Here is a 14,581-nt window from a genome sequence, read left to right as displayed (position 1 = left end):
AGTTACTGCATACTTTTCTGCTATTGAATTAATCTTCTTATTTAATTCTGGGAATTTATCATTATCTAAGAATACGCCTTCAAAGAAACCATATTGATAAGGAGACCATGCTTGAATAGTTATATCTTTAAGACGACAATATTCTAATACTCCCCCATCTCTATCTATAGAAGCATCATTTTTGATATTCATATTTAATCCTGCATCTATCATTCCTGTATGCATTATACTAAATTGCAATTGATTTATAATTATTTTGTTATTCAAATATTTGTTAAGTAATTCTATTTGCATTGCAGTATGGTTACTTACTCCAAAATATTTTACTTTTCCACTTTCGTGCAATTTAGAAAAAGCTTCTGCAACTTCTTCAGGTTCCATAAGCGTATCTGGACGGTGTAGAAGTAATGTATCTACATAATCTGTTTTTAATCTCTTTAAACTAGCATCTACTGAATTTAAGATATGTTCTTTTGAAAAATCATACATTATTCCTGGTACTATAGCACACTTAGTCTGAATGACCATTTTTTCTCTTATGGAAGAATCCATTTTAATTGCATCTGCAAAAACTTCTTCTGATTTTCCTCCCCCATATATATCAGCATGATCAAAGAAATTAATTCCTTCTTCTAACGACGTCTTGATGATCTTTTCCGCCTCGTTCCTTTCAACTGATGCCATTCGCATGCATCCAAGCCCAATTTCAGAAGCTTTGATTACGCTATTCCCAATATTTATATTATTCATCTTTATACCCTTCCTTCTTCAAATCTAATATCTATTTAAAATTTTGAATAAAATATCTACTATATCCCTCTATTGTAATTTCTCCTTATATCTTTCCTTCTGCAATAGATTGTTCGTGTTGACTAATCCAATTATATGCATCTTCTTTATCCCTTGTTAAAAGTAAGTATAAGATTTCTATAACAACCATAGCCGATACTCTAGAAAAGCTAAACTCATCTAGAAATAGTTTCTCTCTTGTTGAAGTATTTATATGATATTTGCTTTTGTTGGCAACAGGAGAATTCTCATGATTAGTTATAGAAATAGTTGTTGCCTGTCTTTCATTAGCAATTTCAAGTAAAGCTACAAGCTCTTTTGAAGCTCCTGAATTAGATATTACTATAACTACATCTTCTTTAGTTAAAGTATATGAAAATGCAAGTTGTGTTTCCCATATGGTATTAGTAACAGATGATATTCCCAACTGATTAAACTTATATGCTCCATCCATTGCTACAGGTATTGTATTACCAACCGCTGCAAATTGAACAATTCTTGCTCCTTTAATTGCTTCTAATATTCTTTTTATATTACCTTCATTCATCATTGAAATTGTTTGTTTCAATTCTTCAATTTTATTTGCTAATATATTTTGAAGTGATTGCATTATATTATTGGAATCTAATTCATTTGATATATTACTACTTTTTAAATTAACCATTTCTTTAGCTATTTTAATTTTCAAATCATAAAAACCTTTTAAATCACATTTTTTACAGAACCTAACTATTGTAGCTTCACTAACACTACTTTCTAATGCTAACTCAGAAACAGTCATTTCAATGACTCTTTCTTTATTATTAATTATATAATCAGCAATCTTTTTTTCTGCTTCATGTAAGCTTTTATAAATGCAAAGAATTTTATCTAGAACACTCTTTTCTATCTCTCTCACTTTAATAATTACTCCCTTAATCATCGTATTCAAGTAATTAATTCATAAAACTTCTTACTCAAAAGTATAGCTTAAATTCCATTGTTTCCTTACCTCATCCATTATATCCATGACATCAACAGACAATCTTAAAGTATCATTACCTGTTTTACTCATTACCATACTATTTACGCATTCAATTTCATATTCTAATGCTTTTGAACCATGGCCTTCTTCAATAATTTCTACACTTCCATCAGGATATGTAATTGTTGCTTTATCTGCTCTTGGAAAATTTTCAACAGTTATATATCCTAATTCTCCACATACAATTCCTCTCTTTGGCTGTTTTGCTCTCATAGTTAATGATATAACTGCCATTTCATCATCAGAATTTTTAAGAATTATACCTGACTGCTCATCCACTCCAGTTTCGAATTTCTTAACTGTAGTTAAAATTTCCTCTGGCTGACTAGAGAGAAAGTACCTTGTAAATGACAATGCATATGTTCCTATATCAAGAAGGGCACCTCCTGCTAAATCTGGGCTAAAAAATCTATTTGTCACATCATACTCTTTAAGGCTTCCAAAGTTAACTTGAATCATTTTAATCTTTCCAAGCTTGCCATCATCAACAATTTTACGTAACTTTTTATATAACGGCATATGATAAATAGTCATTGCTTCTGCCACTATTAATTTTTTCTCATTTGCTAATTCAACTATTTCTTTCAATTGCTTTCCATTTACAGTAATTGCTTTTTCACAAAATACGTTTTTATTATTATTAAGACTCTTAATTATATATTCATAATGATTACAGTGAGGCGTCGCTATATAAACGACATCTATATTATCATCTTTTAGCATCTCATCATAATCTCCGTAAGCTTTTTCTATGTTATATTTATTAGCAAAATCCCTTGCCTTTTCAATATTTCTTGAACCTACCGCATATATCTTCCCATTCACTTCATTTATGGCCTTTGCAAAATCTGCTGCAATTGTTCCTGGCCCTAGTACTGCCCAATTTATTTTATTCATATCCTTCACCTCATACGTTTTAATTTTAAATTTCATTCTTAATTAAATTATTTTTGTGAAATTTCCCTAATACCTTCCTTACTAGCAATAATCACTTTTGTGATTACATTAGTAAATAATGACGTTTCTATAACTCCACAAATTCTTATTAGATTATCATTTAGTTTATGAATATCTTTTACATTATTAAAGAATACATCTACTAATAGGTTGCCATTATCACTTATAGTAAATCCATCTTTTATATCGCTACTTCTAATCACCGGTTTCCCATTTAACTCTAGTACTTTTTTTTCAACATACTTCAAAGAGTCCTCTAAAACTTCAAGTACTACTGGAACATTAAATGTTAACTCTTTTTCAACTTTTGCTTCATCAACAAGGAGAATATATTCTTCTGCCATACTAGCAATTAACTTTTCCTTAGTATGAATTCCTCCACCACTTTTCAATGCATTTAATTTTTCATCAACTTGGTCACAGCCATCAAAAGCAACGTCCACTTTATCCACAGAACTTGTGTGCAAAACTTCTAAACCTTTTTCTATACAAAGCATCTTTGTTTTCACTGATGGAGTAACTATCTTTACGTTAATATTTTTATCCTGTTTTATAAATTCTATTAAATAAGCTATGCTCCTCCCTCCACCTAGACCTACTATCATCCCATCTTTTATATATTTCATGGCTTCCTTAGCACTATTTTTCTTTAAATCGTTATCACTCATTCTCAATATCCTCCTAAATACAGTATCAAGTTAATATAATCATAATATGATATATTTATTTCGTCAATATTATTATTTATGAAATAAAATTTCACCGCAGCATATCATTTATTATATGCTTTACCAAATGCAAAAAATGATGCTTTGAAGCATCATAAATCACTTCAAAGCATCATTATTACATATTTAAATATACTTTTTATATCTTCTAAGTACTTTAGCAATAGGTAATCCCAGTAATAATCCAATAACAATTTGAGTCACATTTCCAGGTATTGATGCAACTGGTGCTGCCCAATTTCCATAAAGTATTCCTTCAGTAATGTAGTATCCTGCTATCATCCAAATACCTGATAGCACAATTGCCAAAAGATTAAGTACGATACTATTACCTTCTTCATTTCTACTCCACGCTATGGCACCAACCATATATCCCATAATTCCTCTTACTATAAATGTAAATGGAGCCCAAAGCGCCCATCCTGATGATAAATCAAATATTGCCATTCCTACAGCAGCAGCTATAGCACCCTTCTCTTTTCCAAAAACAATTGCTGTAACAAATAACATTACAGTTCCTAAATGAACCAATCCGCCAGTAGCTAATATCGGCAATCTAATATTTATAAACGCTGTTGCAACAAATACTAGCGCTGTCAATAGTGCTGTTTCTACCATGTCTTTTGTTTTAAATTTGCTTTTTCTTCTGTTTATTTCCATTCCTTGCCCCACCTTGCTTAATTTAATAATTAATTATTTAAGTGTCTAATAAATGAATTTACTAATTCACCATTACTTTCAAAACCTAGATCTTTTAGTCCGTTCTCAATTATATTTAATGCATAAAGAATCTTATCAACTTTTGCATTCTCCCCCATGTGTCCTATTCTTAAAATTATATCTTCGTATGGATTTAGTGATGTTATAATTAAAGTATTGTATTTACTCAACATATGATTTTTAAGCCTCTGAGCTCCTATGTTTTCCGGTATTTTGACTGCTGTTACTGTATTTGAATAACCATCTTCTAAAAATAATTCAAGTCCAAATTCACTAACAGCCTTCCTAGTCGCATATGCTATTTTTTCATGTCTCTTGAGCACATTTTGAATTCCTTCATCCAAAATATTATCAACCGCTTTATCTAACCCCATGATATCACTTATTGGCATTGTGTACGGAAACCACTTATTTGCGTAATAATTTTCCCAGATATTAAGATTACAGTAAAACCCTATTACTGGAGTCTTTCTATTTTTCATTGCTTCTTTAGCCTTTTCGCTGATGCTTACCATAGTTAATCCAGCTGGAGCTGAAAATGCTTTCTGAGATCCACCTAATGCTATATCAATCTTCCAATCATCAACTCTTATTTCTTCTCCACCCATTGCAGAAACAGAATCAACAACAGTTAAAATTCCATACTCATTTAATAATGGACATATCTTAGATAAATCATTTAAAACTCCTGTTGGCGTATCGCAATGAACTATTGTTGCATACTTAAAATCATGATCCACACTTAAAAATTCATTTAACTTACTTTCATCTATAGCTTTGTTATAATCGCACGAAAAATATACCCCTTCTCCTCCGTACATTTCAACAAAGTCCTTAAAACTTCTCCCATAAATTCCATTGTCTAAAACAAGTACTCTATCACCTGGTTCAGTAAGAGATGCACATGCCGCTTCTAATCCTAAAATACCTTCCCCACTTAGTATATATACCGGATTTTTTGTCTCAATTATTTTTCCTATTTTATCACAAGTATTTTTATAGAATTCCACAAATTCTTCGTCTACATCTGGATTAGTAGTTATCCTAGCTCTTTCTAACCTTACATTCTCTCTAACACTTGTCGGACCCGGAGCATAAACAAATTTCTCATTCATAGAATGCATCCCCCTCCTTTCTTTTGTATTTTAATATTAATTAAAATATCATATATAATAAAAAAAGTAAATTGTACGGATACAATATGTTTTTTATTTTTAATTCTCTATTAAAATGTAACTTTCTAAATCGATCATTTTCATAAAATTAAGCCTTAAAAGGGTATAGCATCCGTAAACTCTCTAATGATAATCTACTACAAAATAAAAAATAAGCTTTCAAAAATAACTTGAAAGCTTATTTAATAGAATTTATAAAATTTTTTATGAATTCTTAGATTTATTTTGCATTTATTTCTTCTCTGTTAATTTCAATGCAAAATCCAATACTTTTTGACCATTCATCATTCCATAATCAACCATTGGTATTACATCTACTGGAATTCCTAGTGGCTCACAAATTTTCTTTGCCTTTCCTAATGTATATCCAACTTGTGGTCCTAACAAAGCAACATTTACGCCATCTAGATTTTTATCCATTTGACTTTCTGGAAAAGCTTCAATATCTACTTCTATACCTTTAGTCTTGGCTGCATCCTTCATTTTATTAACTAAAAGACTTGTTGACATTCCTGCTGCACAAAATAATCTAATTTTTATCATAATTAATTCCTCCTAAACAATGTATTTATTCTAGTGTTATTACTTAGTTAAAGTATTTACAAATTTTCTTAATTTAATTATTTAATCAATTAAACTCTTTTTTGTTATTAAATAATCCTGGCTATGTTCAAATAAAACCCTATTATAGGAAAACCATTAAATATTAATTTTTCCTTTTTATTGATCGGTATGAATTTATTATATAACAATAAATTTTCTTTGTAAATGTTTTCCGATATATCCAGCTAGGATAAGATTATCTTCAATAGGATAGTTGCGATTAATCTTTTATATAAATTTAATCATTTAGAACCGCAATTAATAGCAAACTATCGGAGTACCTTCTTCAATATTATTAAATAAGACCTTTGCTAGGTAATATGGTGCATTAACGCATCCATGAGAACCATTCGCTTTGTATATGTTTCCACCAAACTCTGATCTCCAGCTTGCATCATGTATACCAACATTCCCATAAAAAGGCATCCAGAAAGAAACCGAGCTACTATAATTTTCACCTTTCAAGGTAGCATCCTTTTGCTTATAATTTAATCGATAAACTCCAGTTGGAGTGGGAGATCCTCTGCTTGCATTACCTGTAACAACATCACCTTCTATTACAAGTATTCCATTTTTGTAATACCATAAGTGTTGAATATTCATATTAATTTCCACGTAAGTATTGCCTATGTCATTACTATCATGAGATAAAGCGACTTGCTTATATATAGGCTCTTTTTCTATATTTTCTCCTTTCTCAATATCTTTAATCAACTCTTTTGCCTCCTGTGAAGTATCAATTACCCATCCATAATTTCCTCCACTAACTTTTGTTATTGTTCCTAAAGATGTTTTGAAATCTCTTGTTTTTCCTGATGTATTATGCGTATTAGCAATTTTCTCCATATAATCATAGACTTTTTTTTCATCAATTGAAACAAAATAGTCTTGATCTACTTTAAGCCAATTGTGTATTATTGATCCATCAATAACTTCATTATCTTCGCCGAAGGAATATGTAATTTTTGATGATGCATATTTATCGAGTATATTTTTAGCGTCTAAAACTTCCTTAGATGTTGATACATACTTAGGATTCTCATAGCAATTAATTGATTCTAAATTAATTTTCTTCTCCCCACTAACAATTGCCTTTATTAAGTGTTCATACAAAGCATCTTTATTAATCCTATTTCCGTATATCTCTTTGTTAATTATATATCCATCATCTTTATATTCTAATTCAGGATTTTTAGGTGCCACTACACTGCTTCCTGTTATACAAGAAAGATTATTAAAGCTTTTCTTTAATAAATCTTCGTTATATGATACAGAATCCGTAATTGTATAATTCTTCTCTCCTAAAAAAGATAAAATCCAAGCAAATGAAATCTGCTTACTTTTCAGTTCTTTAATTTTGTCTCCTAAATCATATCTTAAGTTAATATCCGCTCCTTTTATTTCTTCCCTTGCACCATAACGTTCTTCTAATTCCACTGAATATGTGTCCATTTTAGATAATATTTCTTCTTCTGCCTCTCGCACTGTTTTACCTGAGACGTCAACTCTGTTAATTGTTGAACCAAAATAAAAATGATTCATAAAATGTATAGAAACTATTGAATATATAGCTACCAGGGCACAAATAATCATCATTATTCTTTTTGGATATTTTATGTATTGTAATATTTGTTTTATCATACTTATCCCACCTGACATCATTCAACCTTACAATTTTCATTTTTAAATCCTAAAATTATAGCTTGTACAGAAAATATATTAAGTAACTTTTATTGAAGTTTTATATTTTAATAATTATGTAATTATAATTGTATTTAGAACATTTTAAATTGAATTTAATAATTATAAAATGTTTATTATTATTTATAAAAAAGGAAAGTTCTGACCTAAAAAGATCAAAACTTTCCTTTGCATTAATTATAATTAATATAGAGCTTTTTACTCTCGTGTGTTGATTAGAAATATCTCTAATATTACTCATGAACAATAACAGGGCAGCCTGGGCTAATATTATCAAATATTGCCTTTGCCACATAATATGGTAGGTTTACACATCCATGTGAACCACCAGTCTTATATATTTCCCCTCCAAATTCATCTCTCCAACTAGCATCATGAAGACCAATATCATTCTTAATAAAAGGCATCCAAAAGCTAACTGGTGATGCATAATCTTCACCTATTAATACTGAATCTCTTTGTTTCGAATTTAAGTAAAACACTCCTGTTGGTGTTCCATGCCCAGTACTTTCATTACCTGTAACTAGATCACCTTCTACAACAAGATATCCATCTTTGTAGAACCATAAATGTTGTTTACCTTTATCAACTTCAACAAAAGTATCACCAACATTACTAAAATAACTGGATATAGAGGTTTGAGTATATATTGGATATTTACTTATAGTTTGTCCGCTCTTTATATTATCTATCAGAGCTTTTGTTTCTTCAGAAGCATTAATCATCCAACTATGGTTATTACCATTATCTCCACCACTAACCTTTATGCTTGTACCAAGTGATGATGCATAAGTATTTGCTATATTATCAACATAGTTTCTAACCATATTTTCATCAATTGTTACATTAAAATTACTATCAACGCCAATCCAATTCTTTATTATTGAACTATCTAAATATTGTGTTAATCCTCCAAAATTATAGGTGATTTTAGAGGTTAGATACCTATTAAGTGTATCCCTAGCGCTAACAACTACTGGGGAGTTTATTTTAAATCTAGGCTCTGAACTTTCGTAACAGTTAGCAGCCTCTAAATTCAATGTTGTATCTCCATTTTGAATCGCTTTTACTATGCTTTTGTATAATATATCTTTGTTTACTTTGTTTCCATAAACTTCTTTTGATATTACATAATTATTATTTACTAAGACTAAAGTAGCATTTCCAGATTGAACCACCTTACCATCATCAGAGCAACTTAGTTTATTTATAGAATCCTGTAACAATTTATTATCAAATTTGATACCTGAATCAGTTTTTAAACCAATGTCAGCTCCATTAATTTGTTCCTGAGCTCCTCCTCTTTCCTGTAATATTAATGCATATGTTTCAGGTAACTTTTGTTTTTCATTTGTTGTTTCAGCATATGCACCTATACTATTAATAAGAGAAATAAAAAATACAATGCTCAGACAATAGAAAAAGGTTATCATCTCTTTAGCAATTTTATTAGATCTATTTTGTTTTTCTTCCATAAAAACCCCCTTATATAAGATTCTATTAATATTAAATTTTTGCACATACAAGAAATTTTTATATAAATATTGTAAAGCTGCTATATACATTATTCCCCCTTTAAACGATCTTTGTAAAATATAAAATCTCTTGAATAATATAACATGTTATTAACAATTGTACATTACATATTATACAATATTTTCCATATAATAATCAATTGTCATATAATATTTCTCTTAAGTTAATTACATACTTATGTTAAATAACAAAATCTCAGTTGCTTGTATGGTCAGAAATTTTCTTAATCAGCTGCATTTCTAAGTGTATGTAAGAAAAATTCCCAAGTAAATATATTTTCTATTTTACTCCATTTATACAACTTTCAATTATTAATCAGTCTTTTTCATATTTTATCTGCAAACTTAAATTCATATAAAATAAAAAGGTATGAATTTTTCACCCATACCTTTAACTATCCAATTAGATTAATTTTAGTAGATCTAAAATTTACTTATTCTAGTTGTGTTTGGCATAATGATAAACACTTTAAATATGCATTTTCTAAACACCTAATAGTTTGTCTATTGTATCAACAAGATCACTTACTTCTGGCTTACTTAACTGTGCATTTGCTCCCACTGATTCTCCCTTATGTTTTAATTCTCCCGTAATTAGTGATGAGAATATTACAACAGGAAGCTTTTTCAATGTTTCATTTTCTTTTATTTTTCTTGTCAATGTGAGCCCATCCATCTGAGGCATTTCTATATCTGTAATAAGTAATTGAGCTTCTTCAATAAAGTTTTCACCTTTATTTCTTGCTAATTCTTCGAAGAAATCTAACGCTTGTTTACCGTCATCAAAAATTCTTAAATTCTTAAATCCTGCTTTTGTAAGAGTATCTTTTAATAACCTTCTAATTAAAGCAGAATCATCAGCCATAACTAATTTTATAGATGATCTATCCTTATAATCTACTTGTATAAGTCTATCTTCACTTATTCCAACACTTGGACAAATATCTGTAACTATTTTTTCAAAATCAAGCATAATTAATACTTTTCCATTTAAAAGTATATTTCCAACAGCTAATGAGTTTTCTGATAGATCATCAGGTTTTCTTATTTCATCCCATCTTATACGATGAACTCCAACTATATCATCAATATTAAATGAAACTTTTATTTTATTAAACTCACAAACTATAACCTTTGATCCAAGTTTTCCTGCCGATCTTTTTGTTAATATGTATTTTAAATCAATCAAAGTAAGTATCTCATCTCTGCATAGTATGAGGCCAGCTATCTCTGGCTTAGGATCTGGCAATTTAGTTAAGTTTGAAGGCATCTCTATTACCTCTTTAACTTTTACAACATTAATTGCATAATGATTTCCATTTGCGATAAATTCTATTATTTCTAATTCCCCAGTACCCGATTCTAGTAATATGTTATTGTTCATAATATCTCTCCCCCTTACTTAAAATCTTGTAATTGTAGCATTATTTTGCAAAATATATCCTTTCACTTTTTTATAGTTATCATAGCATTGATCCTATGTTTTATATCGTATTCATAATTATAGCTTATGTATATGTTGAATAAACATATTATTCTATTTATGCCTATACTTTTATTAAATACTTACATCTATTATCGTTGCCATATATAACTTCTTTAATTATATCATTTATGCATGATAATTTGTAATTAAAAAAACTAAAATTCATACTCACTGTGAAAGATACATAAAACTGTTTTACCTTAAAATGATAAAGCAGAAAACATTATTTTTTTATCTTTGTCTCATTTGCAGAAGCCTATCTTTCAATTTACCTTCAATTTCTTGTAATTCAGCTTCAGCAGCTTTACGTTTTTCTCTTCCTTCAATTTGTATTCGTAAAACTTCATCAAGAGTTGATATCAATGATTCATTTGTATTCTTTAAAGTCTCAATATCAACAATTCCACGCTCAGATTCTTTAGCTGTCTCAATTGTTGACATCTTTAGTGTTTCTGCATTCTTACGTAACAGCTCATTGGTCATGTTCGTAACTTCGTTTTGAACCTTGGCTGCATTGTTTGAATGAGCTACTCCAAGAGCTAATACAATTTGACTCTTCCATAGTGGAATAGTATTAACAAGAGTAGATTGTATTTTTTCTGACATTAATGAATCATTATTTTGAACGAGACGAATTTGAGGTGCCATTTGGAGTGAAATCATTCTAGTTAATTCTAAATCATGTATCTTTTTGTCAAAGCGATTGCAAAGAGCCACAAAATCATTTGTCGCCTGAGCATCTTCTGGAAGTCCACTTATCCTTGCTCTTTCTGCTAACTTAGGCAGCTCATCCTTTTCTAATTTTGAAAGCTTCTTTTTCCCAGCTAATATGTACATAGAAAGTTCTTTAAAATATACCTTATTTATTTCATACATTTTATCAAGCATAGCAATATCTTTCAAAAGCTGTATTTGATGATTTTCTAGAGCACTACAAATTTTATTAATATTCCCTTCAACCTTTTCATACTTTGCTTTCATTTGCGAAATCTTTTCTGCAGATTTCTTAAAAAGACCTAGAAATCCTTTTTTTTCTTCTACAGATTCAAAATTTTTAAGCTCACACACTACATTTGTTAACATTTCCCCGACTTCGCCTAAATCTTTTGTTTTAACGTTATTTAATGCTGTCTCAGAAAAATCTGCAATCTTCTTTTGAGCTCCTACTCCATATTGAAGAATTGAATTTGTATTATTTATATCTATTTTATCTACAAATTCATTAATCATCTTCTTCTCATCTTCTGTTAAATAGCTTTCATCAAAAATTTCTTTCTTCTTACTTTCTTCTACCTTTACATCAGTAACTTCCTCTTCAAAAGGTTCAAATGTTAAACTTGGCATCATATCTATATCTTCCTTAAATCCATCATTCACTTTTAATTCCTCCTTTTAGTTCAAGTCCTATTTTTTGAAATCATCTTTTTTGAGACCTTCTTGAGTAAATAGTGTTTCAAGAACAGAAATATCTGTAGAAATATCTAATGCTATTTCTTCAAATAAATCGTCTAATAACTTTTCAAATGCATTATTTATGGTATCCAAAGTCTTTTCAATTTCATTTTTTGCATTTCTTATATTATCACCCTGAACCGGCTGCTCATTCAATTCTTTATATGCATTAAGAAGCTTTAAAGTCATAGGCAGATAGTGTTTTGCAAATCTATCAACTTCTTGAAGCTTTTTAGGATTCTGCTCAACATACTTAAGTATTTGATTTATAATATTTTGGAGCCTATTTAATTTTTTAGAAATTTCTTCTTTATCTATAGAACTACTTATGTCTCCTATTTGTTTAATGTAATCCCTTCCCATTTCAATTGTATTCCTTAGTTCCATCTTCATTGGATCATTGAAGTCTTTTTTTAGCTCCTCTTGTTTTTTTAATTCATCTTCATTCCTTTTCTTCAAAGATTCCTGTGAAGTCAAATAATTCTCATAAACTTCATTATTTAACATGAAATAAGTCTGCTTATCATCAATATGTCCTTGTGGAAACATATTTAATTCAATCATTTTTCTTAAATCTTTAACTACAAATTTATTTTTTTTCCTAACAGCCTCAGCTAATTCACTAATGGAAGAATAGCTATTACCTCGTAGCAATTTCACATATTCTTTAAAACGCTTCGCTCTCTTTCTTAAATTTATACCCCTTAAAGTAAAAGCTCCACTCGCCGCAAGAAAAGAAAACAATATTCCTAAGCTAATCAAATTACTCATTAAAAATTCACTCTTAAAAGAAATAAGTATTGAATATGAAATTATTAATATTCCTAATATTCCGCTTAATATAGATCCAAATATTGTATACAATGTTCCTGATATACTTCCAACTGGTCTCTTAGCAATATATTTTTGTATTTTATCTTCAGATTTTGGAACAACATTCGCGATATTTTTATATCTATTTTTTAATTCATCTTTTATCTTTTTATCAAAATACTGTGATTTATCTACAAATTTATTTCTTGTCTCTCTAACAGTTTCTTGAGCTTTATCATCAATATCTTTTTTTATCTTAGCAAAATCTATGACATCGAATGCATTTTTTATTGTATCTCTAATTTGCTTTTCTAAATTAGAAAAATCTTTTTTATCCATTCCCCTGCCTCCAAATTATTTTATTAAAACTTAACTTAACATTAATTTATTTGCAACGATATATTGGCTTTATTATATCTTATTCTTGTATCCATTACAATTTGTAACATCTTTATCTCCCTTTAAAATTCTCATTCTAAGACATAAATATCCATAATTTTTTTATTTTGATTTTTATAGAAATGTAAAATCTGCTTCGTAGACTATGTATTTCTAATACCTTTAAAAATTGTTCTCAGATTTCATTATAATTTTCCCCAAAATAAAAAAATCGCAGGCGCTAGAATATAAATTCCTAAAGAATAAAATAAGCCCCGCGATAAATTATCGTGGAGCTCTAGTTTCAATAAAACGCAACCTTAAATTTTTATAATTCCATTAAAATTATATTATATATATTCTAATCCTCTAACTCATCTGAGAATACTCTTTCAATGTGCATCGCAAGGTATCCTATCTCAACTGATTTTATTTTTTTCTTCAATTCCTTACCTAGTTTCATACATATGTCTTCAGCAATTTCAAATGATTTTGGAAATCTTTCACTAATATAATCATTCATATCAAGCTTTATCGTTTCTCCTTTTAACATTCTTGCCGCCATATATTTAATGTGGTTCATAAGACGATTATAGGATAATGATTCGATATCTATTGTCTTTCCTGTACTCTCTTCAATGGATGTAATACATGATCTAACTAACATTGCTACTTGCATTGCTTGTGATACTTTTTCATTTCCTAGGCTTGAATGAATATGAAGTGCTATATAGCCAATCTCATCTTCATTTATTTCAATGCCTTCTATCTCTTTGATAATATCTTTTCCTTTACATGCAACTTCATATTCTTCTGGAAATAAAGCTTTGATGTCTTGTGTTAATGGATTACTAATTTGTTCATTATCTCTTATTCTTTTTACTGCAAATGCAATATGATCTGCAAGTGGGCATAAAATGTTCTCGTCTACTTCATGAAATTTCTTTTCTGCTTCCATAATAATATTATTCGCAATTTCTAAAATCTGAGGCTCTATATTGTTTATTATCTCCTTAGTCAATCCTCTTTCAGTTTCTTGCTGCAAGAGATATATATGTGCATTTTCTGGAGCTTCAATACGTTCATTGACCTTTTTACCAAAACCTATACCTTTTCCGAGCAAGATATACTCTTTATAGTTATCCATATTTATAGCGAGTACACCATTATGATTTAGTGCTTTTATCACTCTAAACATTTTATGCCTCCTCATCCCTTAT

13 protein-coding genes (1 of these 13 only partly in view) are annotated in these 14,581 nt (G+C 29.2%); all 13 read right to left on the bottom strand.

Annotated features, from left to right (window positions below):
• Positions 1-750 carry the 5' portion of an aldo/keto reductase gene (locus AXY43_RS18780; protein ID WP_105411962.1) on the bottom strand. Its footprint begins 171 nt before the window's first position, so 750 of the gene's 921 nt are visible here — the first part of the coding sequence; the start codon lies at positions 748-750; its stop codon lies off the left edge, out of view.
• Positions 751-835: 85 nt separating this feature from the next.
• Entirely contained in the window at positions 836-1,711 is an 876-nt protein-coding gene (locus AXY43_RS18775) for a MurR/RpiR family transcriptional regulator (RefSeq protein ID WP_011968107.1), read from the bottom strand.
• A 30-nt stretch (positions 1,712-1,741) separates the two neighbouring features.
• Positions 1,742-2,710: a Gfo/Idh/MocA family protein gene (locus AXY43_RS18770; RefSeq protein WP_011968106.1), complete on the bottom strand. Its 969-nt coding sequence runs from the start codon at positions 2,708-2,710 to the stop codon at positions 1,742-1,744.
• 47 nt (positions 2,711-2,757) lie between these two features.
• Positions 2,758-3,438 (bottom strand): ribose 5-phosphate isomerase A, encoded by a 681-nt coding sequence (rpiA, locus tag AXY43_RS18765; protein ID WP_023976685.1) that lies wholly within the window; start codon positions 3,436-3,438, stop codon positions 2,758-2,760.
• A gap of 186 nt (positions 3,439-3,624) precedes the next feature.
• A complete protein-coding gene (locus AXY43_RS18760; protein WP_017209487.1) occupies positions 3,625-4,158 on the bottom strand; it encodes an ECF transporter S component in 534 nt (177 codons plus the stop codon).
• Between the two features lie 29 nt (positions 4,159-4,187).
• Complete coding sequence (locus tag AXY43_RS18755) at positions 4,188-5,333, bottom strand: pyridoxal-phosphate-dependent aminotransferase family protein (protein WP_023976687.1); 1,146 nt, start codon at positions 5,331-5,333, stop codon at positions 4,188-4,190.
• A 291-nt stretch (positions 5,334-5,624) separates the two neighbouring features.
• Complete coding sequence (locus tag AXY43_RS18750; protein ID WP_017209485.1) at positions 5,625-5,936, bottom strand: PTS sugar transporter subunit IIB; 312 nt, start codon at positions 5,934-5,936, stop codon at positions 5,625-5,627.
• Between the two features lie 318 nt (positions 5,937-6,254).
• Entirely contained in the window at positions 6,255-7,637 is a 1,383-nt protein-coding gene (locus AXY43_RS18745; protein WP_105411961.1) for a L,D-transpeptidase family protein, read from the bottom strand.
• A 293-nt stretch (positions 7,638-7,930) separates the two neighbouring features.
• Positions 7,931-9,172, bottom strand: coding sequence for a L,D-transpeptidase family protein (locus AXY43_RS18740; protein ID WP_242986311.1), 1,242 nt, complete (start codon positions 9,170-9,172; stop codon positions 7,931-7,933).
• Between the two features lie 544 nt (positions 9,173-9,716).
• Entirely contained in the window at positions 9,717-10,616 is a 900-nt protein-coding gene (locus AXY43_RS18735; RefSeq protein ID WP_023976690.1) for a chemotaxis protein, read from the bottom strand.
• 333 nt (positions 10,617-10,949) lie between these two features.
• The gene (locus tag AXY43_RS18730) at positions 10,950-12,095 is read right to left on the bottom strand and encodes a toxic anion resistance protein (RefSeq protein ID WP_011968098.1); all 1,146 of its coding nucleotides are present in this window, start codon (positions 12,093-12,095) and stop codon (positions 10,950-10,952) included.
• Between the two features lie 27 nt (positions 12,096-12,122).
• Positions 12,123-13,322, bottom strand: coding sequence for a 5-bromo-4-chloroindolyl phosphate hydrolysis family protein (locus AXY43_RS18725; protein ID WP_105411959.1), 1,200 nt, complete (start codon positions 13,320-13,322; stop codon positions 12,123-12,125).
• Positions 13,323-13,722: 400 nt separating this feature from the next.
• Positions 13,723-14,559 (bottom strand): PRD domain-containing protein, encoded by an 837-nt coding sequence (locus AXY43_RS18720; protein WP_011968096.1) that lies wholly within the window; start codon positions 14,557-14,559, stop codon positions 13,723-13,725.
• Between the last annotated feature and the right edge of the window lie 22 nt (positions 14,560-14,581).

It is taken from the genome of Clostridium sp. MF28, from assembly GCF_002969175.1.
In the GTDB taxonomy this organism is placed as follows: domain Bacteria; phylum Bacillota; class Clostridia; order Clostridiales; family Clostridiaceae; genus Clostridium; species Clostridium beijerinckii.
The sequence above is the reverse complement of the archived record's forward strand: the minus strand, read 5'-3'. Positions and strand labels throughout refer to the sequence as shown.